Origin of the sequence: Methylobacterium sp. WL116 (genome assembly GCF_008039455.1) — a bacterium.
Taxonomy (GTDB): domain Bacteria; phylum Pseudomonadota; class Alphaproteobacteria; order Rhizobiales; family Beijerinckiaceae; genus Methylobacterium.
Genome location: NZ_VRUV01000020.1, coordinates 1 through 25,008, shown reverse-complemented (window position 1 = coordinate 25,008; position 25,008 = coordinate 1). Strand labels below are relative to the sequence as shown.

Annotated in this window: 25 protein-coding genes and 1 tRNA gene; 17 read left to right on the top strand and 9 right to left on the bottom strand. The window is 61.8% G+C overall.

Going from position 1 to position 25,008, the window contains the following annotated elements; genetic code table 11:
* Window positions 1-388: 388 nt before the first annotated feature.
* Window positions 389-2,182 (bottom strand): DUF6538 domain-containing protein, encoded by a 1,794-nt coding sequence (locus tag FV223_RS03815; RefSeq protein WP_348644778.1) that lies wholly within the window; start codon window positions 2,180-2,182, stop codon window positions 389-391.
* Window positions 2,183-2,445: 263 nt separating this feature from the next.
* Here FV223_RS03815 and FV223_RS03810 point away from each other — a divergent pair, with 263 nt between their 5' ends.
* From FV223_RS03810 to FV223_RS03750, 13 genes are all read left to right on the top strand, one after another.
* The gene (locus tag FV223_RS03810) at window positions 2,446-3,762 is read left to right on the top strand and encodes a tyrosine-type recombinase/integrase (protein WP_147725549.1); all 1,317 of its coding nucleotides are present in this window, start codon (window positions 2,446-2,448) and stop codon (window positions 3,760-3,762) included.
* Window positions 3,759-4,226 (top strand): hypothetical protein, encoded by a 468-nt coding sequence (locus FV223_RS03805; protein ID WP_147725548.1) that lies wholly within the window; start codon window positions 3,759-3,761, stop codon window positions 4,224-4,226. The genes FV223_RS03810 and FV223_RS03805 overlap by 4 nt, the downstream gene beginning before the upstream one ends.
* Window positions 4,227-4,326: 100 nt before the next feature.
* Window positions 4,327-4,680: a hypothetical protein gene (locus FV223_RS03800; RefSeq protein WP_147725547.1), complete on the top strand. Its 354-nt coding sequence runs from the start codon at window positions 4,327-4,329 to the stop codon at window positions 4,678-4,680.
* Between the two features lie 15 nt (window positions 4,681-4,695).
* On the top strand, window positions 4,696-4,926 hold the full coding sequence (locus tag FV223_RS03795) for a helix-turn-helix domain-containing protein (protein ID WP_147725546.1): 231 nt from the start codon (window positions 4,696-4,698) through the stop codon (window positions 4,924-4,926).
* Window positions 4,926-5,570 (top strand): hypothetical protein, encoded by a 645-nt coding sequence (locus tag FV223_RS03790; RefSeq protein ID WP_147725545.1) that lies wholly within the window; start codon window positions 4,926-4,928, stop codon window positions 5,568-5,570. Before FV223_RS03795 ends, FV223_RS03790 begins: the two co-directional genes overlap by 1 nt.
* An 11-nt stretch (window positions 5,571-5,581) precedes the next feature.
* Complete coding sequence (locus tag FV223_RS03785) at window positions 5,582-9,487, top strand: hypothetical protein (protein ID WP_147725544.1); 3,906 nt, start codon at window positions 5,582-5,584, stop codon at window positions 9,485-9,487.
* A gap of 3 nt (window positions 9,488-9,490) precedes the next feature.
* Window positions 9,491-9,955, top strand: coding sequence for a hypothetical protein (locus tag FV223_RS03780; RefSeq protein WP_147725543.1), 465 nt, complete (start codon window positions 9,491-9,493; stop codon window positions 9,953-9,955).
* On the top strand, window positions 9,952-10,308 hold the full coding sequence (locus FV223_RS03775; RefSeq protein WP_147725542.1) for a hypothetical protein: 357 nt from the start codon (window positions 9,952-9,954) through the stop codon (window positions 10,306-10,308). The genes FV223_RS03780 and FV223_RS03775 overlap by 4 nt, the downstream gene beginning before the upstream one ends.
* Before the next feature lie 210 nt (window positions 10,309-10,518).
* Window positions 10,519-11,217 carry a recombinase family protein gene (locus FV223_RS03770; protein WP_147725541.1) on the top strand — a complete coding sequence of 233 codons (699 nt, stop codon included), beginning with the start codon at window positions 10,519-10,521 and terminating at the stop codon, window positions 11,215-11,217.
* Between the two features lie 439 nt (window positions 11,218-11,656).
* Window positions 11,657-13,165 (top strand): hypothetical protein, encoded by a 1,509-nt coding sequence (locus tag FV223_RS03765; RefSeq protein ID WP_147725540.1) that lies wholly within the window; start codon window positions 11,657-11,659, stop codon window positions 13,163-13,165.
* On the top strand, window positions 13,162-15,507 hold the full coding sequence (locus tag FV223_RS03760) for a hypothetical protein (protein WP_147725539.1): 2,346 nt from the start codon (window positions 13,162-13,164) through the stop codon (window positions 15,505-15,507). Before FV223_RS03765 ends, FV223_RS03760 begins: the two co-directional genes overlap by 4 nt.
* A 398-nt stretch (window positions 15,508-15,905) precedes the next feature.
* A complete protein-coding gene (locus FV223_RS03755; protein ID WP_147725538.1) occupies window positions 15,906-16,250 on the top strand; it encodes a hypothetical protein in 345 nt (114 codons plus the stop codon).
* Entirely contained in the window at window positions 16,247-16,492 is a 246-nt protein-coding gene (locus tag FV223_RS03750; RefSeq protein ID WP_147725537.1) for a hypothetical protein, read from the top strand. The genes FV223_RS03755 and FV223_RS03750 overlap by 4 nt, the downstream gene beginning before the upstream one ends.
* A 181-nt stretch (window positions 16,493-16,673) precedes the next feature.
* On the opposite strand, the gene FV223_RS03745 is transcribed toward FV223_RS03750, so the two are convergent.
* Window positions 16,674-17,039, bottom strand: a complete 366-nt coding sequence (locus tag FV223_RS03745; protein WP_147725551.1) for a hypothetical protein — start codon at window positions 17,037-17,039, stop codon at window positions 16,674-16,676.
* A gap of 779 nt (window positions 17,040-17,818) precedes the next feature.
* On the opposite strand from FV223_RS03745, the gene FV223_RS03740 reads away from it, so the two are divergent.
* On the top strand, window positions 17,819-18,397 hold the full coding sequence (locus tag FV223_RS03740; protein WP_147725536.1) for a MucR family transcriptional regulator: 579 nt from the start codon (window positions 17,819-17,821) through the stop codon (window positions 18,395-18,397).
* 166 nt (window positions 18,398-18,563) lie between these two features.
* Here the strand turns inward: FV223_RS03740 and FV223_RS03735 are convergent, their stop codons facing one another.
* The 5 genes from FV223_RS03735 to FV223_RS03715 all read right to left on the bottom strand — a co-directional run bounded on the left by FV223_RS03735 (window position 18,564) and on the right by FV223_RS03715 (window position 21,334).
* Window positions 18,564-18,836, bottom strand: coding sequence for a hypothetical protein (locus FV223_RS03735; RefSeq protein WP_246689596.1), 273 nt, complete (start codon window positions 18,834-18,836; stop codon window positions 18,564-18,566).
* 331 nt (window positions 18,837-19,167) lie between these two features.
* Entirely contained in the window at window positions 19,168-19,374 is a 207-nt protein-coding gene (locus FV223_RS03730) for a hypothetical protein (protein WP_147725534.1), read from the bottom strand.
* 17 nt (window positions 19,375-19,391) lie between these two features.
* Window positions 19,392-20,669 (bottom strand): hypothetical protein, encoded by a 1,278-nt coding sequence (locus FV223_RS03725; RefSeq protein WP_147725533.1) that lies wholly within the window; start codon window positions 20,667-20,669, stop codon window positions 19,392-19,394.
* A 46-nt stretch (window positions 20,670-20,715) separates the two neighbouring features.
* Window positions 20,716-21,084: a PsiF family protein gene (locus FV223_RS32365; protein ID WP_147725532.1), complete on the bottom strand. Its 369-nt coding sequence runs from the start codon at window positions 21,082-21,084 to the stop codon at window positions 20,716-20,718.
* Between the two features lie 7 nt (window positions 21,085-21,091).
* Window positions 21,092-21,334: a hypothetical protein gene (locus tag FV223_RS03715; RefSeq protein ID WP_147725531.1), complete on the bottom strand. Its 243-nt coding sequence runs from the start codon at window positions 21,332-21,334 to the stop codon at window positions 21,092-21,094.
* Between the two features lie 124 nt (window positions 21,335-21,458).
* On the opposite strand from FV223_RS03715, the gene FV223_RS03710 reads away from it, so the two are divergent.
* The 3 genes from FV223_RS03710 to FV223_RS03700 are packed head-to-tail and all read left to right on the top strand — an operon-like array spanning window position 21,459 to window position 23,463.
* The gene (locus FV223_RS03710; protein WP_147725530.1) at window positions 21,459-21,686 is read left to right on the top strand and encodes a hypothetical protein; all 228 of its coding nucleotides are present in this window, start codon (window positions 21,459-21,461) and stop codon (window positions 21,684-21,686) included.
* A complete protein-coding gene (locus FV223_RS03705; protein WP_147725529.1) occupies window positions 21,683-22,135 on the top strand; it encodes a S24 family peptidase in 453 nt (150 codons plus the stop codon). Before FV223_RS03710 ends, FV223_RS03705 begins: the two co-directional genes overlap by 4 nt.
* On the top strand, window positions 22,132-23,463 hold the full coding sequence (locus FV223_RS03700) for a Y-family DNA polymerase (RefSeq protein WP_147725528.1): 1,332 nt from the start codon (window positions 22,132-22,134) through the stop codon (window positions 23,461-23,463). The genes FV223_RS03705 and FV223_RS03700 overlap by 4 nt, the downstream gene beginning before the upstream one ends.
* A 153-nt stretch (window positions 23,464-23,616) precedes the next feature.
* Here FV223_RS03700 and FV223_RS03695 read toward each other — a convergent pair whose 3' ends face one another.
* Complete coding sequence (locus FV223_RS03695) at window positions 23,617-24,480, bottom strand: FRG domain-containing protein (RefSeq protein WP_187276051.1); 864 nt, start codon at window positions 24,478-24,480, stop codon at window positions 23,617-23,619.
* 344 nt (window positions 24,481-24,824) lie between these two features.
* Window positions 24,825-24,899, bottom strand: a tRNA-Glu gene (locus FV223_RS03690).
* Between the last annotated feature and the right edge of the window lie 109 nt (window positions 24,900-25,008).

Genomic DNA, 25,008 nt, shown 5'->3' with positions numbered 1-25,008 from the left:
TAGACTTCCACGGCAAACATCCTGGGCCCCTCCCGAAAGAGAAGCCTCTCCACTGGCCGGCTTTTACCCCGGCCGCATCAGCACCCCGCCGACGCTCCAGTGGATGGTTTTGTCACCGCCCTACACACCGGCCCATTCCGCCGGTCCACATTAGCAGGACTGGATCCTTCCGGGCACGGCCTAAACCTCGGCTTGCTCTCGAAAATGGAATTTGGCTGGGAGTCCGGGCTTCCCAGGGAAGCCGAAGGGTAGCATTGCCTTCGGCAGACCGTTGAGGCTGTTTACAAGGCTGCCGAGGAATGGCCGGTTTGGACATCGTGGCAACGGCGTATGCCCGAAAGCGACGCCATGACTGCCCTATCCACGGCCACGCTGCAATCAGCTAGGCTCAAGCGGCGTGCTCCACCAGTTGGTCCACACTCCTCACGTCAGCCGAGGGGCTCGGTGCCCGAACGCCGCCCAGGAAGGGCCAGGGAAGGCGCTGGATGGCCTCGTTCAATTCGGCGACGTTGACGGCCCGCGGCTTCTTCTTGGTGCCGTAGCGCCCCGTCATCCCGCTCTCAGCGTGGCCCATCAGCCCCTTCTTGACCTCCTCGCCGTAACCGGCCGACGCCAAACGATCCTGGAACCCGTGTCGGAACGAGTAGAGGCTCGTTCCCTCGGTAGTCAGGCGGAGCTCGCCACGGCTGAACGTCGCCCAGAACGACGAGAAATAGCCCGAGACCCGCGTGACGTCGCTGGCCTGCGCCTCCATCGCGCTCCACAGCGACTTCCGCCCCTCCAGCCGCGCTTCTGCGACGAGGGTCAGCAAGCCCAAGTCGATAAGCTCCCGCCGGACCGGCACCCACCGTCGCCGCGCGAGGGTCTTCACTGCCCGGTCGCCCGCGTTGGTGACGTTGAAGCAAAGGATCTCGGGATGGTCAGGATGAGGGCCGACAGTGTCGGGTCCGACCTGTAGGATCTCGGAGGAGATCATGCCGTGCAGGCAGGCAATGAGGGGCAGCCAGAACTGCAACTCGCCACAAGCCTTGACGGCGGTGAGCCGCCTGCCCTGCGTGAAGACGGGATGGGCGAAGATCGTGGCCAGTTCGGCATCCCCGTAGGGCTCACGCCGATCCTCGTCCTCCGGCACCTCCAAGTACAGGTCGGGCCCGAGGCCCGCCTCGATCCATCCCGCATTCGCGGCGGTGGCCATCAGGCCGGAAATGAAGCCGACCTTCTTGTTGATCGTGGCGGTCTTGTAGGTAGTGGCTGTGCCGAGATGGTCGCGATAGGCGAGCAGGTGCCGGCGCCGGACGAGGCCGATGTCGCGGACGCCCGAATGCGTCTCGAAGGCCGCGATGGTCTGGTCCATTTCGCGCAGGTAATCCGGGCGGGCCTGCTTCTTCGCCTTCCTCCGGTTCTCGACCCATTTGGCCCGGCAGTCTGCGAGCGACCGACCAATTTCCGAATCGACAGCAATCGGCATCGCCTGGGGCTCGGGATGAGATCCTTGACGGGCCACTACGCGTTTCCAGGGTCCATCGACCGCGTCGGGGTGGAGATGGTCGAGGCCGCCCCGGCGAGCCTCGCGCATCTGGAATACATCCAGGTAGTTGAGTTCCGCCGTCAGGCAGGCGGCCATGAACCGTTCGAGGTTCGGGTCTGTGCGAGTAAGGCTCACGCCGAGACGGCGGACGTAGCCCTGGACGAACGGCAACCGTTCCTCAGCATAATCGGTCACCGTGCCCTCACGCAGAGCCCGTCCGCGCGCAATGTGTTCCTTTACGACCGCAGGGTCTCGCCAGGGCAGTCGCGAGAGGTCTCGCTCCGCCGTGAACGCCGCTCCAGGCATCGAACTGAGACGTGCCCGCCAGTCCTCCTCGGCCAGGCTCGCTCCGAACCATGAGGCCAGCGCCTGCCAGTCCGGCCAGGTCCACCCCTCGGCGACGAGTGCGGCGGGACCATCGGGGCTAGGGCTCAGTCCCTTGCGCCTGCGAGCCTCGGCGAAGCGGGCATCCCATACCTCGTCAAGGGCGAGCGCATCTGCCCGCGCCACCCGCTTATCGCGGGTGCGAAGGGACCTTTGGACGCGCGCGAAAGGGAAGGCGTCACGTAGGTCCTCAGGGACGCGCCGGACATACTGGAAGACCCCGTCGCGAAGGGTGAGATGGTTGGAAACGGGCACGTCGTCTGTCGCCATGTTATGCACGATGTTATGCGATCGACCCGCGTGCAAGAGGGCCGAAGTGCGTGCAGACGTTGACGAACAAGGATTTGGCGGGGCCAACATGGCCTTATGGCGCGCCCTGCGGGAGTCGAACCCGCCTCTTCAGCGTGAAAGGCGAATGTCCTTAGGTCGGTGATAAACCTGAGAAGTGCATTCCCCTCTTATGACTAGCCTTTTCACCTCACGTCTATCATACCTAGCTCATACCTTTGTGTGAGCTGAGTGTGAGACGGGCAATGGCGCAGGCATCGAACGTCGACAGTCCAGCGAAGCGCGCCCGTCTGCCGGCTGCGAAGAACCCATACTGGCAGGGGATCGCCGGTGCGCGGAAAGGCGTATCGCTCGGCTATCGTAAACCGCAGCGCGGGCCAGGGACTTGGACCGCGAAACTCGTTCTCGACGGCCAACGCCGAGAGGCGAGGCTTGCGCAGGCAGATGATGCAGGGGCCTCCGCTGACGCCCTCCCCTACCCGGCGGCTGTTACGACAGCGATGGAGTGGGCGCGCGGCGAGCTTAGAAAGATTGAGGGGGTCGACGACGCCTCTGCGCAACCGTCGACGCCCATTACGGTCGCCACTGCGCTCGATGCCTATGTCGATGCCTACGCGGCACGGAAGAAGACGCCGCGGAACTACATGGCCGGCTTGCTCAAGAAGCACGTGCTATCCGATGTCGCATTCGCCGAGACACCGTTGGCGAAGCTCACGTCGGAAAAGATTATCGCTTGGCGCAAGCGGCTCGCACCCAACCTCTCCGGCCGGTCGGTCAATTGGATTTTGACCGTCACGCGCGCCGCTCTCAACCACGCTGCCGATCAGCACCGCCGCGCGCTGCCGCCAAACCTGCCAACCGAGATCAAGGTCGGCACGAAGTCCGTTCCAAGCGAGGCGAACGCTCGGAAACAGATCTTGGCCGACGCAGACATTCGACGGCTGGTGGCCGGCGCCTTCCACGTCGACGAGACCGGCGATTTCGGCCGCATGATTCTGTGCCTTGCGGCAACTGGCGCACGGTTCTCTCAGGTCGCACGCATCAGGGTTGCCGACGTCCAGGTCGAGCGTATGCGGATCATGGTCCCGCCGGCTAGGAAAGGACGGGCAGGAAAGACGCCGGTTCCGATCGCCGTGCCAGTGGGCGCCGACATCATCGCCGGGTTGCAGCCCGCCCTGGTCGGACGCCTGGGACATGAACCCCTGCTTCTGCGCTGGACGAAGAAGCAGGTTGGGCCTCGCGAATGGGTCAAGACCGACCGCGGCCCTTGGACGGAATCGTCGACTGCCCGCGATCATTGGGCCAAGGCACGCGCGTACGCTGGCCTGCCCGCCGACGTCGTCATGTACGCTTTTCGCCATAGCTCGATCGTCCGCGGGCTCTGCGCACGGCTCCCAGTCCGTCTCGTCGCGGCGCTGCACGATACAAGCGTCGGAATGATCGAGGCCCACTACTCGGCATACATCGTCGATGCGACGGAGGATCTCGTTCGCCCGACCTTGGTTCCTCTGGCGCCCGCCGAGCCGACACGGCTGTGCCCGGTCGCCGAGGTGGCGGCATGATCAACCGGCAACCTGCGCGCACGAAGATGACTAAATCCGGGCGGATCATGGGGCGCCCGTCGAAGACGCAAGTTGACCTTATTGTAAAAGATCCTAGCCCCAAACTGACGCGGCGCCTTGTGGGGCAAGCACCGCCGCGTTCCAGGCTTGTCGATGGAGTCTATATTGCCGTATTTGGGCCTCCTAAACCAATATATGAGTATATCAAGAAATCAAAAGGGCGGCCGGTCGCAACCACGAGCGAGGAAACGCTTTGGATAATTAGATCTATCGATGGTGAAAATCGCCCCGGCTATGCTGAAGAACTTGCAGTTCAAATGCAGGCAGCAAAGGGCAATCACGCCATGAAGGCCGAGGGTGTTAAACGCAAATTAACTTCTGTCAGAGCTCAGACTGAGTCTAGGAAAGCTCGATCGCTGGTTAAAATTTCGCTTCCTCGACGCATCGCCGACATTCCCGAATAAGATAATATTTTACAATGACTTAGGCCGGTCTAATTATCTCGGCTTTTTGGTAGAAGGCGTCTCACCTATCTCTCCCAGCACATTGCTACGGGAGATTATCATGCAAATCGAAAAGGCACACGGCAGTAGCTCCGCTGCGCGTTCTCGTCGTCGGCCCAGCGCTCAGCGACTTCGGGGTAAGGGCGCTTCGACATCGACCATTCAGATGCGCTGGCAGGACCGCCCTCATCAGCAACTCGCGATTGCCAGCGAAATTGCTCAGGTATCCGAAGCGGCTCTCTACAAAGCCGAGAAGGACGGGCTGCTTACGTTCGTGAGGCTCGCAGGCCGTACCCTCGTCGATACGGTAAGCCTGATCTCTTTCATCAGCCGCGCAGAGCCGTGGACAGCCTCTCAACGTGGGGCTGCTGCTCGGGCGAAGCGGGCCGAAGTCGCCCGCCTGTCGCTGCGCTGATCGCGGGGTTCCGACATGGAATACGGTCAGACGCTTGGCGTCCTCTTCGCTCCCGAACAGTCTGCGCTTGTAGCACCGGCCGCCTTTCCGGCTGACGAGTTGGCCGCTTACTTCCGCATTTCCCGCGCGTCCGTGTGGCGACTGCTCAAGAAGGGTTCGCTCGCGCGTACTCGGATCGGCGGCCGTACGGTCATCCACCGGATTGATGCTGGCGCGTTCCTCGCCCGCGCCGCGGCGGTTGCGTAATGCAGGTCTCACTCCGTCCGCTTCTGCAGCACGAGTATCTCGCGACCGGCGGCCGCTTCGTCGCCGACTCCATCGCGTGCCAGCTCACGCCGAAGGAACTGCTGTCCGTCAGCGCCGCTCTTCATAGCGTCGCCTTTTGTTGCGACGCGCTGTTCCTGAACCCTGAAGCGAAGCCGAAAGCGCCGCTATGGATCGGCGGCACGCTTGCCGACAACGTCACCGAGGGCGAGGCCCTCATCGTCTTTGCGGACGCTCATCCTTGGCGTGGCTATTCCGGCGCGCATCTCAGCATCTCTGACATCGCCAACCATCGAGCGGCCGCCAACGGCCCAAGCCCCAGAATCGCGAAGGCGAACACCGTCGCGCGGGCGCTCAGCCGAGGGCACGTCTGTCGTCCGACGCCGCATGCTTTAGCGCCAAAAGAGACGCCGGAGATCCGGCACGACAATTTTTGCTCGCTGGCTGCCCACGTCCTCGACGACCGCACGTTCGACCACCTGGTCGGCATGACTGACGGTGTGCCCATCATTGCCATCGTGGGGGACACCCGCTCGACCGGCATCACTAGTGGCCGCTTCTTCGTCTCCGTCACCACGCTTCCCGGGGTGTGGCTCGGGACGTCGCAACCGGCTGGCCGCTGCTGAGGAACCAGCAGGTGGATAGTATCACGCAGTTGCGCAGCTTCGGGCTCGTCCTGGCGAAGCGATGGAGCATCAATCCAAGCGGCGTTCTGATTGGCGCCGGGTACGACAGGGCCAAACATTTCGCCGTCGTCGAACACCCGGTCTCATGCGTCGGGGATCTTGCGCTGGTGCTGGATGGGACGTCCTCCGATCCGTTCTCATGCGTGATCCGTGGGCGGCCTGGACCTGGCTGCGACATCCGGCGGACAGCCCGCCTCGGCGTTCTGTTCGAGGACGTACCGCATCGCTGGTCGATGCACGACTTTGACGCGGTCGACTGCCCCGACTGGCTCGATTGGCGCGCGGAGCCGGCGGCAGCCGCAGATTTCCTACGGTCGCTGCTGCCCCCGCAGTTTCACGAGGCAACATGCTGGTGGAGCTTCACCGGCAGCCAGGGCTTCAAGGCCGGTCTGCGGATGCGCCTGGCCTTCTGGCACGACGTCGCGATCAGCGGCGCGGACCTGAAGCTGTGGCTTTGCGAACGACAGCCCATTCCGGGGAAGCCGCGGAAAAGCTGGCCGCAGGTCTGTCCGGTTGACGGCAGTATCTACGGCCATGTCCAGCCGATCTACGTCGCCAAACCAATGCTCTCTGCCGGTGTCGTCGATCCGGTTCTTCAGCGGACCGGCATCCTTCGCGGACGCCTCGACGCCGTGCAGACGCCAGTGCCGATCACGGCTCGATTCACTGCGTCTATCGAACGAACCGGTCACGCCTGCGCTACGCCGACAGATCGGACCTACGAAGGCAGCGGCTACGCCTACCATCGCAGCAGGATCGGCGACGACGCGGACGGCTTCCATCTGCCGTTGCGGGCTGCACTTGCCGCGTGGATCGCGATGCATGGCGCCGAGACCGATCCCATGCCAGCGATCGAGGATCTGTCGTCCGTAGCATGGGCGGTCTGTCCCGCCGATCCGGTCCGCCGTGCCGACGTCGAGGAACGCATCGCAGCGCTTCCACGCGTGGGGGATTGGATTCGTGATCGGCAGCTGGAGAGCGAGCGGCGGCTAAGTTCGGTCGGCGCGGCGTGTCATGCGTCCCATCCACTGCCGACATGGACGCTCGCCGAAGCGCAGCATGAGCTCGGTGCCGCGGCTCGCACGGCCTTTCTGCGCACACGTAGCTTCTTCGCGGTGCATCGCGACACCGAAGCTGCCGACGGCAGCGACCGACACAAGGTCGGGGCGTGCGGCCGTGGCGCGGCCGCGCTGTTCGACGGCCCTGCCCGTGTCGCGATCTGCGCCGGCGTCGGTCTCGGCAAGACCGAGGCCGTGATCCGCGAAATCGTATCGCTGATCGGAGATCGCCCCAAGACGCGCATCGCCTTCGGGGCACCCACCCACAAGACCGCCGACGACATTCGCGACCGTTTGAACGCCGCCGCGGGCAGGGTCGTCGCGAAGGTCTGGCGCGGCGCAAACTTTATCGCTTCGGATCAGCACGACGTTGCCATGTGCCGCATGGCAGCCCTGGTCGCACGCGTACAGCAGGCCGGCGGCGGCATCCGTGACGTCTGCGGTGGTTCGAAACGCGGATGGTGCCGTCATCATCCTGCTCGACCCGGAATCGGCGCGGAGGATGCCTGCGCCTACCGCAGTCAGGCGGATGCGCGCATCGCGGTCTGGATCGTGCCGCATGCGATGCTGACGAGCGCTCCGCCACCGGAACTGCCTTCTTTCGACATGCTGGTCATCGACGAGGCTCCGTGGCTTTCGTCATTCGGTGGTCTGACGTCGCCGGCGCGGATTACGCTGCCCGAATTGGTGCGGCCCCGCATCCTCGGCGGCCCCGATAGCATGTACACGCTGCTCTACCGGTCGACGGCCGCGATGCTCGAGCGAGCGCTCAAGGACCAGGCAGGGCTCTTGAAGCGTGCCGCGCTGGTCGAGGCAGGTTTGAGCGCTTGGCGGGCCCGAACCTGTGCCGGTCAAATCTGGTTGGCGAAGAGTGCGCTCCCGATCCATAGGGATCTGCCCGAACAGGACGCTATCGCGGCGATCGATCAGGTCGCGCTCGGCGTCGCACCGGTGGCGATGCTCGCCCGTGCATGGACCCTGCTGGCTGATTTCCTGGACAGCGGCGAGGACGTGGCCCCCTGGACCCTGGAGGTCACACAGAATGAGGCCGGGGAGCGACATCTCCGATTGCGGTGGCGCGAGCCCTTCCATGATGGGTGGATCGCCGGCCCGGTGATCTGCCTTGATGCGACGCCGGAGGCCGAGGTGAGCCGCCTATGGCTGCCCGACCTTGCGATCCTGACGAACGCGCAGGCGCGTGAGACAGCCGTGCACCGGGTCCAGATCGTCGATCGCCAGAACGGGAAGACCAGTTGGCTCGGGGCGAACGAAGAGCGAGCCGGCGAACGCGCAGTGAAGCTGCGCAGCCTGCGCCGCTTCATCGAGATCCAGGCCTTCCGGCATCGCGGTCGCGGCGCCGGTGGCGGCCCGGACATCGCCGTCGTGACATACAAAGGGTTGGCTCAGAAACTTAGCGCGAGCGCGCCGCCGAACGTCGTCGTCGGGCACTTCAACGCCCTTCGCGGCTTCGACGGGTGGTCTGCCGTCGCGGCGATCATCGTCATCGGACGGCCGCTGCCGCCGCCGCGGGACGTTGCGATCATGGCTGCGGTCGGCTCGGGCAAGCTCGGAACCTATTCGACGGAGACATACAAACGCGATGTACCGGCTGCGATCACCATGCGCGACGGCACGGGTCGGCGGGTTCAGACGCTTGCTCATCCCGATCCGCTCGCGGACGCATTCCGCAGGCAGGTGCTTACCGAAGTCGAGCAAGCCGAAGGCCGCGCCCGCGGCGTCCGGCGCTCGGATGCATCTCCGCTCCTTTCCTATGTCCTCACGGCGCAGCCGACGACACTTGCTGTCGACGAGGCGCTGACGCAGTCGGATGTGCTCGACGATATCGATCTCGTCGCATTGCTTGCAGCACGAGGGATTGTCCCGAACAACGCTGCCGACGCCGGTAGCGTTCTTGGAGACGAAGTCGGCGAAGCGGCTCAAAAAGCCGACAACGTTCGGAAGCGCCTCTCGCGATCGGGGCAGTCGGGCATTCTGGCGCGGCTCGTCACGGGCACTGGACCCGAGCGCCGCGAAAGTGTGACCGGTCCTAATTATATATATTATATGGACCGGTCACACTTTCGCGGCAACGGCGGCGAACTCCCTCCGGAAGCGTTCAAAACCTTCCGCTGCTATCGCTATCAGCGCCGAGATTGCCGGAAATCCGGCATCGCTCTTGTTGACATACAAACGCACCGCATCCCGCGCGCTGCCCTGGCGGTCGCATTCGGAGAGCTCGTGTTCTGCGAACGGGTCTCTGCGCCCGCGTGGCTAGTCGACGTCAAAGCCGCGCCGGAGCGGGTGCATCCCGAACGGATGCTGAAGCGCGTGCCGTCAGCGGTCGAGACGATTCTCGGCACGGATCATCGCGTGCTTACCGTAGCGCCGGCCTTTTTGCCGGTTGCGATGGACGTGCTCTCGATCCGATGGCATCGCTGGCCGGTTACGTTGCACGCCTACGCGACGGCGTCCGGCGCTCCGCTGCTTCTGATGCAGCGCCCCGACGCCTTATGGCCGCCGCGCAGGACGCCTGCTCCACCGATCGCATCTCCGAGCACCAGCAGGACGCCAGCCGATCGCGTCTTCACGCTGGCTGATGTCGCAGCCGCCGCGGAGCTCCCCTTACCCCAGGTGCGCCCTCTCATGGGCCTTCCCGAGGCGATGAAGCGTGCCGCTGCGGTCGGCCTTGATCGAGCGGAAATCGAAGTTGTGGAGCGTCGCGTCGGCCCCGAACGGTTCCGCACAGCAATCGCGCAGCTCGTCGAGTGCGATGACGATAGTTCAGGAAAGGCAAAGTGAACCATGAAGGAAGAGACGCCCGCCCGGAGGCGGTATCAGCAGAGCGTTGCGTTCCGTCAAAACCAGCAACTCGGCCTGGAGAAAGCTTGGGCCGTATTCAAAGCTGCTCCGCGATGCGGTGCGACCAAGAGATCGACCGGCGAGCCCTGTCGCGGATACGCGCTCAAGAACGGCCGATGCAGACATCATGGCGGACGAACACCGAAGGGTCAGGAATGGCACAAGATCCAGTGGAGCCCGAGCAAGGACGCGAACAAGCTGAACCGTAAGTCGCTCGATATCGCTCGGCGAGAGCGACGTCGAAATAAGAAACAGCTGACTAGAACACCGGAAGAGCTCGCCGCCTACGAAGCTTGGAAGGCAGCTCACCGGGCCACGAGCACGACCGCACGCGCCCGGGCGCGGCAAGATCGCGATGCCCACGAATCGATTCTACGGCTCTGCGCCGAGGAATTCGAGAACGATTGATCATCTCTACCCATCAGGAGAGCACCATGCCCCGCGCAAATCGCGATACTGTCGCCGAAGTCGATAACGAGATTGACTACCTGCTCCGCACCGAGGGCTTAAGAGCCGCGACCGAAGCGCTGATCAGCACCTGCAAAGATGCAACCGCGCCAGCGCAAGCTCGAGCCGCCGCCGGGCGGACCATCTTCGAAGCGACCGGGCGTTTGAAAAAGGAACCGCCAGGCCCCGAGAAGGAACTGCACGAGCTGTCGGCAGCCGAACTGCGGGAGCGCTACGAGACTGGAGAGCGGAAGCTGGCTGCGTTTGAAGCTTTGCTTGCCGAAGCTGACGAAGCCGAGGGTGACCGGCACTGAGATTGTCGCGGCCCCGTCACCAAAGACCGAAGGCGCGCTCCACCGGCGCGCCTTTCGTGTTTCGGTGCGTCAGTCCGGCCCCACCCTCGCGCGAGGAAAGCTGAGAGACCCCGACCGCCTCCCTATCGTCGAGCTGCGATGATGGAAAAACCGATTGCATGACAACCTCAAACGGACGTATAATATTGTTATAGACGAGATCGAGACTCCATGACCGGCACGAACCACCTCGAATTGCCCCTGACCAAGCCGGTGGTGGCCTACGTCCGCGTCTCGACGGATCGGCAGGGCAAGTCGGGCCTTGGCCTCGATGCGCAGCGGGCAGCCCTAGCCGCCTTCGCCACGGCCCACTGGTTCGAGATCGTCGAGGAGTTCACCGACGTGGCTTCGGGCAAGGGCGAGGATGCCCTGGAGCGTCGGCCGCAGCTCGCTAATGCTCTCGCCCGGGCGAAGAAACTGAAGTGCCCCGTTGTGGTCGCGAAGCTCGATCGCTTGTCCCGCGACGTGGCCTTCATCGCCGGCCTGATGGCGCAGCGGGTGCCCTTCATCGTCGCTGAGCTCGGCGCCGATGCCGATCCCTTCATGCTCCACATCTATGCCGCCCTGGCCGAGAAGGAGCGCGCGCTGATCTCGGCCCGCACCCGGGCGGCCCTGGCACCGATGAAGGGCACCGGCGTGCTCGGCAACCGGACCAACCTCGACGAGGCGTCCGCTAAAGGCCGCCAGGTCCTCAGCACCAAGGCTGACGAGTTCGCTGCGAATGTTCTCCCGGTCATCCGGGAGATGCAGGCCAAGGGCGCCTCGATGCGGACCGTGGCGAGCGAGCTGAACGACCGGAACGTGAAGACGGCGCGCGGCGGCACCTGGACCGCTGTGCAAGTGTCTCGGATCCTCGACCGAGCCGCCTGAGCACAATGCAGCCACGGTCGACGTTACCCCGATCCGCGATGACATCGCGGAGGTGGATGCGCTGTGAACCGTGGAGTACCAAGCGGATGGGACGCCCATCGCACAAGTTGGCGCCGAGCTACGTCTACCGGGCACCCGGCACCGGAGAGGGCCGGCACCCACCTCCCGGGGTACTCCGAGCTTGCGCCGAAACGCTGCAGAATCAGGCCATAGAAATTTGCGGCGGCCTGGAACTTTTTGACCCCACTAATAGATATTTTTTCTCATTTCATATCAGGCGAGCTTGACAAAAGTGTCTAGAAAATAGCTCAAATTTTACCGTCGTGATAGAATACTGAACATATCGCTCGTTTGCGGGACGAGAGCTTGCTGGACGCCCTTGGTCCTTCCGACGAGCCTGCTAGGATGTTGCGTCGTCCGAGTGCGGAGATCGAATAGCGTGATTGCGCAGCCGGAATGGACTGAGCGCGCTGAGAAGCGGGGGCTCGATCCCCTAGGAATGCAGAACGCCGGGGTGACTCTCTACCAGTCGCTTCTGCCGGGGATCAGCAATGTTACCCTAAGGATGCGCTACTATGGCTACTACTGCTGGGTGAGCGACTCCTACGCCCACGCCGGCGCGACCGACGATTTCGCCGCTTGGCGCTCATGGGTCCGGCGATCCGAGGCGCTCTATGCTTTGGTGTCGGCGAGAGCCACCGGCGAGGGAGGAGTTGGTGGCGTCGACTGGGCCAACCGCAGACTGGCCCAAGAGGAGCTTGTCGTCGACTTCGCGGAGGCCGCATCCAACGATATCCGCGTAACTCGGTATCTGCGCCAATCGCTCGGTGTGTTCGGTGGCGCCTACTACTCGCAGATGGTCGAACTCGGGCTTTTCCGACAGGGGAAGCACGGCATCCAACGGGCGACCAACGGAACCGGGAGATCGGTAGCGACTGCTTTCCGGGACGCGATCGGTCCGAGAGTCGAAAAGGTGCTGTTGGAAACGATAAGGACGGCGCAGGTCACCCCGAAGCAGCTCGATCTGCTCTATCCGATCATTCCGTCGGAAATTCCCGAACTCTCCACAGAGCGCGGAGCATACGAGCGCCTCTTGTTCTCGCCCGAGAATGTATCCGAAGCGGATGCGAGCCGATCCGCTTCGCTAAAGCTCATACTCCTCACGGCGCAGGAGCTGGGTTCCCGCCCGAGCCCGGATGAGATCAGATGGCATCTCTTCGGTACAGCAACCCTGGGCGACGAAGCGTTGGAGCGTCAGCGTGTCCGCTGGGAGGCTTATCACTGTCAGGATCTAATGCAGATCGCGGCGGCGTCCCTTCTGGAGTGGGCAACGGATCTCATGGGCGAGGCGGATGCCGGTCGGACCTTGCGAGAGATTGAGTCGGAAATCGGCGATCGCTTGCAGAACTCGCGTAACGGCGACGTGGCGACCTGGTCGGAATTTCGTGGGGCAATCGCTCACGAGGCGTACGATTACCGCGCCGCATCGTCGACGCTCACCAGTCGCCATGGCACCGCCGAGCAGAAAGCATGGGATACGGTCGGCCTCATTGCCGCGCTCGATCAGCGGATGCGGAAGTGCTCTAACCTTCGTGACGCGACCCGTCTCGAGTTGAAGGGGCACGGCAGCGGGCGGTCAGTCATCACCGAGCTGACCTGGTTCTCGCGCAGGGAGGACGGGGAAGTCTGCGAGCTGATCGCCTCGTACGTGGTGGAGCGGATCGTCAGGCGGCATTCCTGGGTCGCGATGCAGAAGCTCCGTCGGCAGGGCGACTACACGTTTCTGTTCGAGGTGCGGGACGGCCGACTCGTTCGGCGCAGCGGATACGCTCCGGTGGCGACGACGCCGCGGCTAAATCCGGCGACCACCTTTCTAGAAGACATTTGGCTGGTCAACGAGGACGGCCCCACCGCGCATGGACGCGCCGTCCTCGGAGCTAACGCATGAAATACCCCGATCGGATGGCGCGGCGTGGCGCCGGTTCGCGTCCCTTTCACACGGCGATATCGACCACCTTCGCCATTGAGTTCGCTGCGCTGGAGGAAGTGATGCTTCCGCAGCTGATGACGAGCGGTGCGACGAACTTGCTCGTCATCGCCGATCGCCGGATGGCGTCGATGTCACTCTCCGATGGATCGCAGATGCCGGTCCAACTCGGCCGGGATTACGAACTTTATTCTCCGCGTATCGGCGCGGGCGTCTTCCATCCCAAAATTATTCTCCAGATCGGACGCCGCGCCGGTCGCCTGTTCGTCGGATCGGCGAATATCACGGCGGCAGGTCTGGCTGGCAATGCGGAGACGGTGATCGAGTTGGAGTGCGGTGACGAACCAGGACCGGAGCGGGAGGTCGTCCGCGCCGCTTGGCGATACCTCAATGGGCTCGTCTCCACCGATGCGGGTGCGGCCCGTGACGCCATGACCTGGGCGGCGGACAGAGCTAAGTGGTTGTTGGGCCCGGAACCGGATCCTGTGCAGGTGCTTGAGGACGGTTCGGCAATCTCCTTCCTATCCAATGCCTCCGACGTTGCTATCTCACGCCGCTTCATCGACTTCGTGGTTGGCGAGGCCGTGGAGCAGCTTGTCGTTGCCAGCCCGTATTGGGACAAGGAACTCGCAGCTCTCCAGGCCCTTCGTACGGCACTCGAACCTGAGGCTATGTCGATATTCGTCGATCCGGAGCAGCATGCATTTCCGATCAGGGCGCCAGCTGCCTCCGGCCTAAATATTCGCAAGCTTCCGAAGACGCTACAGGGCCGGTTCGCACACGCCAAAATTGTGATCGCCTCAACCTCGGATCACGACCACGTACTAGTCGGAAGCGCCAATTGCACACAGGCCGCCTTGGGGCGTGGTGAAGTGGCGGGTGTGAATGCGGAGGCATGCATCTATCGGAGGCTGCCACGCAACGCCGCCCTGAAGGCGCTCGGCCTCGACACCTGTCTCGAGCAGGATCCGATCGAGCCTGACAAGGTTGAGCCACGAGAAGCCCCCGCGCCTATACCACTGAATGAGATCGAGGCGACGTGGGCAGGATCGTTCGAAATCGAGCAAGCTTTGCTGATCTGGTCTCCAGCGCCACGCGTTCCGAAAAGCGGCACGCTTAGGCTACTCGACGCAGCTGGAAGGGAAATCGGGACGATCTCGTTTGGGCCCATCGATGCCGCGGCCCGACAGTCGTTGCGCGTTGAGATAGATCAACCTGGGCGGACCAGCTTTATCGTCGTCGTCTCGGAAAACTTCGTCTCAGCCCCGGCGCACGTGACTCATCGCCATCTCTTGCGGCGCCGTAGACGCGAGGTCCCCACGGGCGCCGTGGCGAAAGCGGTCGAAGCGTTCGATTCCGGAGAGGAATTTGACCTCTGGATGCACGGTGCCTTTGATGATCTCGCGAGGGCCGATCTAGCTGACCGTCCCCACATACCCGTCAGTCTGCCTCGTGCGCCGAAGTTGGCGCCGGAGCAGGAGGAGCAGGTCGCACAGCACCTCACCTATGACGAGTTCATGGAGATGCGGTCTCCGGACGCGAGGGATCTAGGGCGCCACGAAAGCGCGCTGACCGGCACGCATTCGGACAGCATCCGGAGCTTCCTGAACATGCTGGTGGGTCGAGGTTCCGAGGGCGCGGAGGCCGATCCAGATGATGGCGACTGGCTGGAAATGGGGGATGAGGACGAAGACGGAGAACTCGACGCAGCGACTTCGGACATCGAGCTGGCGGTTGCTGAGGAACCTGACGATGAGGAGGCCAATACGAGAAACGCCGCCGTCGACGCGAGATTGTTCGAGAAAATGGTCCGGAGCTATGTGGCGAACGTCACGGCAGGCGAGGAGCCTCTCGGTCCGAGCGACGTGCTCCGATTGAGGTTCTGGTTGATGCTGCTGCTATATAAGGCCCGGCACACCGAATTGCCGAAAGGGCTTGAGCCCACTTCCGATGAGACGGGCTGGCCAAGGATGGCTTTGCGCGTGCTCGCGGCGTTCTTCTGCGGGAAGAAGCCCCCGGTAACACGCGTCATGATCTCTCGAGAATACACGGAGATGCCAGTCGATTTCCTTGAGAGCTGGACGACTGCTCTTTGGACGCTCGACGCAATCGAAGCTGTCGTGCGGCCTTCGGGGCGCAGCAGGTCGTTCCTGACTTACGTGGCAAGAGTGCGCCTCGAGATGCTGAAGATCCTCGGCCTAACTCCCACGGAGATAGCGAGTGAAATCGTAGTTGAGTTGCGCCGCGCATTGGATCGCACGATCGGAAGGCGGCTCGCGTACAACTCGGTAGCTGCCGCCTAAATTAAAGTGGCTAACCATCCATCTCTTGACGAACGTCGAACCAATTTTTTCAAGTTTTTTCCTTGAGTTTGGCTGAAGTTGAAAAGTCAATTGTCACGACGGTCTTGGGGAATACGTCGCTCAATTAATACCGTTTTACTCTGGAATGTGCGATTCCGGAACCTCCGCTTGGGCCAGCCTTGACGCCGAAAGCTTCAAGTCGGCAAACGGGCAAGCTTGCCCGTTCACGGCTAATTTAGTTGTCGGCAAGCAGACATTCCGAGGGACCGAGAAGGGTCGGGAGCTGCTGATAAGGCGGCGACACTGATGGCGTTCAGACCAAAAAAGTGAAGATAGGTTTTGCGGGCGAGGCATCGGACCAAGGCCAGCTATAAACCAGTCCGAACGAGCCGCAGCCCGTGAACACGCTGCTCGACACCCTGCGGGCCACCGGGCGCCGCCTGCCCGCCGGGTCGAACACCGCGGTCGACCTCGTCATGCAGGACGCCCTGTCGGAGCAGAGCACCTTGGGCGAGGAGGTGACGGCGTTGCGAACGCGATGCCGATCCCTGCTCTCGAACGTCGGCGGCAAGGCGCGGCAAGCCGCCCTTGGCCGCGCCACCGGGAGCCTAGCCGACATGTTCGTGCACCCGAACAGCGGCAACATGATCGCCGACATCGTCGAGCGCGGCGTTGAGCCCGTCTTCACCAATGCCATGCTTCGCCAAGCGCTTCAGACACCCGGAGCCATGAGCCACCGATGACGTACACGCTGCACCAGCTCGCCGCCGGCAGCTACGATCTGGCCCTCGACGGGGTGATCGTGGGCGATGTGGTGCGCGACGTCACGCCCGGCGGTCAGGTCAAAGGGTGGCGTGCCGAGCTACTCGACGACGTGCCGGTGGAGCAAATGCCGCTCCCCTTCAGTGGGATCGAACACCGATTCCCATGCCGCTCCCCTTCAGTGGGATCGAACACCGATTCCCATCGCTGGACGCAGCGATGACGTGGCTTGGTGGCGCGGCGATCCGAGACGCCGTCGGAGCGACGTGAGCACGGCCAGATTCGCGCGAATCCCAATCGTAGGGATGAAACGCCATTCCCGAAGCGTCTATCGTATGTTCCCAAGGCAACCTCAGCCCGCCCGGCCTCAGCCGCGGCGGGCTTTCTTGTCGCTGATCGCTTGATCAGCAACTCAGCTTCCGGCCTTCGCGCCGCCCGAACACCTGATAGTGGGCAGCTCCGGACTTCATCTTCCCGCTCTGCACGGCACGGACTACGTCCGGGTTGCAACGCAGGTATTCTCGCTCATCGAACGACGCGACACCGCCGCGGCCGCGATCTTCAGAGCCGTACCCCCGTCGATCGTCGTCGCGACGGCGATCATCGCGACCACCGTACTCCCGGTCTCCGTACCCGCGATCGCGACCCCGGTAGCCGTCATCACGACGGTCGTAGCCGTAATCCCGGCCGCCGTAGGGCTGGGCGAAAGCAGGTGCCACCGAACCGATGGTCGTCAGGCTCACAGCCAACACGGCACATAGCGTCTTCATATTTTTCGATCCTTTGCCAACGGCCAGAAACGGATGGTCGAGCGCATTGGTTCGAACGCGTGGCACCGGCCTCCATCTTCAGCCCACCCGGCTCGGGTCGCGGAGGACTTTTTCTTTGGCGAGTATACCGTTGACGCATATGGCCTCCGATGGAGGTTCGGCGGCACAATTGCATCCTATTCCGATGCGACGCCGTGCTTGTCAGAGCGGCGGGGGCATGATGCGCAAGAGTCTGATCGTAATCCTCATCCTCGCCTGCGCCGCGTCGGGGTGCGTCTCACGGATTGACACCGGTACGGGCTCAAGCCGAACGACTGCGTTCAATCTTGATCCTGACCGCACGCGGTCTTGCAACGGCGGTCCGACCTATCAGCCCTGTTAGATTTCGTTAGGCGCCTTCGGCCGCGCAATCCGCTTTAGCGCGGAATCAAACCCGATCTCATCCTCGTCTGCCCGCCATTCCCGGGCGAGGCGCTGTTGTCGCCTTCATGGCCTCCAGAGCGTGACGCCAAGCCTAGGCGTCGGAGGGCACGGGTCGAATCGGTGCTGGTGATGCCATGGGTCTCGCCGGTGGTGGGCCGGCGGGGATAGGGGCCGAGGCCCGGCGGCGCAATGTGGCCGTTGGCCGGCATCAGGTCTGCTGCGCAGGCTGTTTGACCCGCACGTCGACTGAAAGATGGGAGCCTTTTTGTCTCCCATATGTGCCAGCATCCGGTAGCGTATTCCCAGCTGATCTACCTTGACGAACGCCTTTTGAATGTGGATCGATACATCCTCTGATGCAAAAGGGGGCAGCCTTGGAAGGCCAAATCGACGCTTCTTCGCCGGATTTCATCGAACTCTCTGCTGACCTCGTCTCGGCCTACATCTCGAACAACAACGTGCCAGTGTCAGAGCTGCCGAACGTGATCGCCAGCGTACATGCTGCCCTGACCGGCCTCGGCAAGGAAGCGGCGGCCGAGCCTGCCGCCCCCGAGAAGGCGACTGCCGCGCAGGTCAAAAAGTCGATCACGCCGGATGCCCTCATCAGCTTCGTTGACGGCAAGCGCTACAAGACGTTGAAGCGCCATTTGACCAAGAGCGGCCTAACGATGGAGAGCTATCGGGCACGCTACGGCCTGCCGGTTGACTACCCTTCGACGGCGGCGAGCTACTCCGCCCAGCGCTCCGAGCTGGCGCGCTCGCTCGGCCTCGGCCAGAAGTTCAAGGCGGCTCCTAAGGCCGCTGCATCCGACGAGACGATCTCCGAGGCGCCCAAGACCCGCGGTCGGCCGCGTAAGGCCGCAGAGGCGCCCGTGGAAGCCTCCAAGACAGCTCCGAAGGCGCGCGGCTGGAAGAAGGTCGCCGAGACAGCCTAAGGGCCGCTCAGCGCCCCGTTCCGGCACACTGGAGCACCCGCTGCGGTGATGAGACCCTAACCAAGCGCCGCCATCCTGCACTCGGGCCATGTACTGCGTATCGGCGCAGCTGGTGAGATCCGGGGTTCCCCCGCCGCGTGAGCAGATCGCGGCGGGGCCGAACCGTCTACACCGCCTTGCGGTGCCCGCGGCCGTGCTGCTCCTTGCCGGCGCCTGCCGCGGCCGCAGCCTCCTTCTCAGCCTTCCCGACCGTCGCCGAGCTGGTGGCGCCGTCGCTCGTGGCACCTTCCGCCGCATTCGACGCCGCCGACTTCGGCTGTCCCTTGCCCTCGGTCGGCGCCTCGGCCTTCCCGCCTTCCAGAACCTCGGGGTGGTCAGCGCCCGCTTTGGCGCTCCCGGCCTCCTGGACCTCGGCCGCCTTCTGATCTTTCGCGCTCATCGAGCTGTGGTTCTGACCGTCGCCGGACTGACCCTTGGCTGGGTTCGACATTCGTGACCTCTCCTATCGTAGTCACGCGGCAACTGCTCGCATCGAGCGTAATTCATGCCAAGCCGATGTGTGCGACGAAGGGCCAGCAGCGCTACCGGTGATCGTCCATCGTCACCCTTGGCACACCGACCGGACATTCAGTACGTCGGCGAACGGCTTGGACACCACGTTACGGCCGCGCGCGGCTGTAGTGAGAGGCTCGCTACTCTGGACGATACCGATCTCACAGTTAATCCGCGTGTGGGCTAATAACTAAAATTAATAGCTGATACATTCACGATTATCGATGCCGAGTAGATAATTTTCCGATCTCATCATCAGAATCCTTAAATTCGCGAAATAATTTCTTATAGTCAGCTTCTTTTGCCTTTTCGTCAGCTGGAGATTTTCGTGAATTCTCTATATTAGGCTCAAAATCAAGTATTTTCTCTGACTTTATAAGATGGTCGATTAGTTTTCTACGTTCAGCCTCGGCAAATCCGTTCATCGGTCCCTCCAGTAACTTTATGATAAATGTTGGCGATGAGTATAGCGAGGATTAAGCCCAGCGTCAAAGAAATGCTTTCGCTTGATCCATAGGAAGCCTTCTGACTTAGTAATTACCGCAACGTCGATGGGCCCTCCGACCGATTCCGAAGGCTTAGTAACTTTTTCTTTAAGCGATTCAAGCATCACCAGCGTTTCCGCTAAATTACAAAGTTCATCGATTGGTAGAGAGCCAACTACTGACCGGAATGGTGCGGCATGCCGTTCAAAAATGTGTCTCGTCCAAGCATCAGTGTGCGCCTGCACGATCTGATCAATCGTGGCGCCAGGGATGGCGGAGGCATTACCGCCAACGGCGGCTATTAACGCCGCGGATTGACTTTGCAGAGCTTCACGAAGTTTATGGCTCACGGCATAGAAAACGTCAGGGCTGAAGCCAAGATAAAATGTATCAACCATAGATTTAGTGGCAAATGCGTTAATAAATCCAGTGCTTCGCCGAGATATTTTATGTTCTCCGATTTTCTTTGTGAGCAATTTATTACCAAATAATCCAAGGCAACTATATTCGATATATTCAGGAAAATGGTCGTCATCGCCATACCCAGCGATCACTATACCTGTTTCTGATAAATAGGCATCTTCTACTTTGAACACCGCTCCAACGCCAATTTCGATCAAGTTGGCCAGAGAATATGTTGAGCCAGGCGCAAACATTTTGATGTTTTCGGCTGCCTCTTTATCTAGGGCGGCTTGATGCAAGGTGACGAGCGCGTCGATTTCCGGCTGAGATATGTGCGCTACGACAGGCAGCGCCGCAAACACGGTTCTGACATTGTCTAAAGCCGCGTTTCTGGCGGCATCTTCCGCGGCAGGATTTCCAGCTGCTGCAATTACAGTTGGATCTTCATTTGCAATAGCTATGTTCCTAACCATCGCCCTATCAACGGTCTCAACAAAAATAGCCGCCCTATCTACCGCCGGAAATATATCAACATTCTGTTCTATGTGTGAAAAAAAGTTTTGGGCGTATGACTCTAATGATCCGCATTTTGTATCTTTAAGTTGTTTGCGATATTCTTTCGCTATAATTTCCCAAGGAAACCGATGCAAATCCGCTGTGTCGAAAATCATCATACCGACCGGATTATAATTTGATAATTGAAAAACCTTATTTGCCCCTTTAAAATATCTTTCTTCTTTTTTACCGTTTTCGTTCCATTTTGACACAGTTACTGCGCTGTCTGCTGCTAGTACGAGCGCTTGTCTATTCATCACGCAAACTTCGGAGGTCATAATTCAACTCTCATAAAATATATTAATCTGGTTATGTCTCTCGTAGTCATCCCTTTAGGCAGGTGGTCATGAAGCTCTTGCGCTCGGCGCCCTTCAGGCTCTTGGCCGAGGCATCGACGTTGCAGCTCTTCATCTTCGCTTGCTGCGGCGTCAGGTCCTTCGCCGGGGCTGCGGCTTTGCCGGCGAGGCAGTCGGACATGAAGCCCTCGCGCGCGCTGCCGGCGAGCTTCTGAGAGCCCGCGTCGGCATTGCAACTCTTCATCCGATCGCGTTGTGCGGCCTGCGCCGCGGACGGGGCCGGCGTCTGCGAAATGGCTGGGACGGCAAGGCTGAGAACGATCGGTAGGACGAGGCTGAGCGAGCGCAACGGCAGGGTGCTCCGGGACAAGTTGTCCGACGGTAGCAGCGGCTTCATAGCTTCGCTACCGGGAGTCTCTATCCCGGGCGGTTGTAAACGCCATCCTCAAGATGGATCGTCCCTTCGCGTCGTAGACCTCGACGTGCCACGCCGACCAATCGGCCCGATCGTCACTACGCATGAGATCGAGGGCGATCCGCTCGGCGTGGAAGCGCATCAGCGCGTCCGACGGCAGGCGCTTGCCCCTGAGATCCGCCACGAGGCTCAGGCCATTGGTGCAATGGAAGCGGTAAAGCGGCGTCGGCATTGGCGTTCTACCCCGCGCTCCACATTGCTTCACCGCCCTTTCCCCAGGGCGTGGCCGTCGAAGTCGAAACACGGTCCCGCTCTCTGTCTGTTCCTTGTATGTTCCTGGACAACTCGGAGCGACGATGCACCCCCAGCCCTACGAACCGCCTGTGGAGATCCGGCCGACCGAGGCCGAGGCGATCGCGTGGGCCTACCGGCTGATCGCGTGCGGCGACCCGTGGGCTGCGCTTGTCCGGGCGATCGAGGACGCGCTTGCCGACCTCGCCGAGGCGGAGCGCCGGTCGCTGCGGCGGGATCGGCTCGTCTCGCGTGGCTACGTCCGCGACGGCTTGCCCAGGACTGTCGCGTGAGCCCCTACGCGGTCGACGAGCTGATCCTCGGCAGCACGGACGCCGTCCGCGTGCCGGTGATCGGGCAGGCGCTGTGCGCCGGCTTCCCCTCGCCGGCTGACGACTTCATGGAAGGCGCGTTGGAGCTGCCGCGTTGGCTTGTGCCGAACCCGCCGGCGACCTTCCTGATGCAGATCCGGGGCGAGAGCATGCGCGGCGCTGGCATCCACGACCGTGACCTCGCCTGCATCGATCGCAGCCTGCGGGCCGAGGACGGCTCCGTCGTCGTCGCAGTGGTCGACGGGCAGCTCTCGTGCAAGCGCTACCGCATGGTCGGCAACCGGGCGCGGCTCGACTTCGACAACCCGGAGATGCCGGCCTTTGCCGTCGACGAGTTCGGCGAGGTCGAGATCTGGGGCGTGCTGCGCTTCTCGATCCGTTGGCACCTCGCGCGCGGGCGGCTGTCGTGAGCGGTCCGGCAGCGCACCGGCACGAGCGGATCGGCGGCGGCCGGGCCATCGCGCTCATCGACGGCAACTCGTTCTACTGCTCGTGCGAGCGTGTGTTCGACCCAAAGCTCTCCGGCGTGCCGGTGATCGTGCTGTCCAACAACGACGGATGCGCCATCGCCCGCACGGCGGAAGCCAAGGCGCTCGGGATCAAGATGGGCGATCCCTTCTTCAAGATCCGCGACATGTGCCGGGTGAAGGGTGTGCGGGTGTTCTCCTCGAACTACACCCTCTACGGCGACATGAGCGCCCGGGCGAACGCGGTGTACCGGGACTTCTCCCCCATGATCGAGGTCTACTCAATCGATGAGAGCTTCCTCGACCTCTCGGACGTGCACCCCGATCTGCGCCTTGAACTCGGGCGCGACCTGCGCGCGACGGTGCGGGCCTGGACCGGCATCCCGACCTGCGTCGGCATCGGCCCAACGAAGACGCTGGCCAAGCTCGCCAACCACATCGCCAAGCGCATCGCACCGCTCGATGGCGTTTGCGACCTGACCGACCCTGAGGCCTACGACCACTGGCTCTGCCGCATCCCTGCGGCTGAGGTCTGGGGCATCGGCCGGGCGTCACTCGCCAAGCTCGAAGCCATGGGCGTCGACAGCGTGGCCGATCTCGCCGACCTCGACTCGCGGCCGGTGCGCAAGGCGCTGACGGTGGTAGGCGAGCGCATCATCCACGAGTTGCGCGGCCTGTCTTGCCTGCCGCTCGGCGCGCTACCGGCCCAGCGCAAGGGCTGCGCGGTGACCCGCTCGTTCTCGACCCGGATCGAGGACCGCGCCACGCTGGAGCAGGCGGTCTCGGCGCACGCGACGCGGCTGGGCGAGAAGCTGCGGCGCGAAGGCCTCGGTACGAACCACGTCTCGGTGTTCTACCATACGAGCGAGCACGACCGCGGCGCGCCGATGCGCTCGGTCTCGACCACCGTGACGCTGCCGGAGGCGACGAACGACACGCTGGCGCTGATCAAGGCGGCGCGCCTCGCCGTGGCCAAGACCTGGCGCGAGCCCGGCGCCCGGCCGTGGCGGTTCAGCAAGGCCGGTATCGTCACCACCGACCTGATGCTGCTCGACGCCAGCCCGCGCGCTCTGATCGATCAGCTCGACCGCGAGCGCTCCGGTCCACTGATGGCGGCGATCGACGCCTGCAACGCCCGCTTCGGCCGCGGCAGCGTCGTCCCGGCCCGCGCCGGCCTCGTGGAGAAGCGGACGTGGAGCACGAAGTTCGAGATGCGGACGCCGCGCTATACGACACAGGTTGGTGAGTTGCCGATCGCGGTTGCTGGCTGATGGAGCGCCTGTGTGTCTCGCTTGAACATCCGTTCGTCGAGAGGTAATTATTATCGTTGACGCAGCCGCGGCTAAATGGACAGCAGAAGGGCCATTGTTGTTTATATATCTAAAATATAATTACAATATTTTGGTGCTGCGATCTTGGAATTATTATTCAAAGATCATATCCCATGTATAGCCGATCTTTCTGTTGTGATTGTAGCCGCTCATAACGTCAACAGCCACGCCTTCATGATCAAGAAGGTTGGACCCGCTGACATTTGTCATCTCTAGTCGAGCAAGAACATCGCCAACAATGTTGTGAGGCGCTAGAAACTTAGTCATTGTAGGAAGCTTTGTTCCTGTAGTGGCGTCAGTGGGCTCGTCTATGGACCTGATGAAATCTTCTAGAGACCTGAATGCCCCCGTGCCTGCGTAATCAATTGCATCATAAAGGAATGATCCTTGCTGCCGCTGCATTCGAGTGTTCCAGCTTGCAGGAAAATACATAAATTTGAGTACGTCTGCAGGGTACCCTCGGCCGAAGAAATCATCATCTTCGTGCATAAATTTGTCATATTCGGAAGGAGGAAGTCCAAAAGTCCTCACCCATCCTTGCCCTAACTTTTGCATATCGACAGATATAATCGCAGCATCCTGAGGCGGACTTCCGTGTTTCCATTGTATGCTTGAGAAGGCAAAATAGGCCGCCACATATGGTGACCAAGAAAAATCTATGACAGGGGTAGGAATGCCATGGTGGCGAGCGAATTCAAGGACTGCGCGGCGCTCAAGCTTAGAAAATGGTATTTGGCCAAGCGACTTCATCTTGTACATGAAAAAGAGCAAATTGTCTTCTAGATCAGGGGCGTATGATCGTAAGGGCATTGTTGTATATCTTGATAAAGTTGACGCCACTTCCCATGACGCATCTCTATGCCCCCTAAAAAGTACGTCTCTTCGGTCAAGAGCCAAGGCTTCTAAATTGGAAAATAGTGTCTTGGTATCAGTAAAATTTACTACTTCAATTGTCATTGCCAAGCCTATTTTTCATCCAATATGTTATGCTGCATTTAGTAATAAAGTCTTTGGTTTTTTTGATTGCCAAAGCAATCGGCATTAGCTCTTCACCTTAGTAGGTTTCTCCGCGCTGCGGTCTCCCCTCGATCCTACCCTTAATGGAGGTAGGACACAGTTGCGCGGTACATCGCTGCAGAGCGCCGGTCGGCGTCATCAGATACCCTGATGCGAAGCTGCGAATGCAAAATTTCGCACTACGAACACGCTAGCTCGCCCGACGGCCCCAGCTCACCCAAAGCCGTTATGTGAGCCGGCTGTGTGAGATGAGACCGGAAGATCCGCTAAGTGCTTAATATTATTGGCGCGCCCTGCGGGAGTCGAACCCGCCTCTTCAGCGTGAAAGGCTGACGTCCTAACCGATAGACGAAGGGCGCTGGCGCTGGGCCGAGGTTTCTATAGTCGGGCCACGGGCGGAGGGCAACGGGCGGATCGCGGCTTGTGCGACGGCGGCGGCGGCGGGCCGGTTTGTCGCGGATGGGGCGG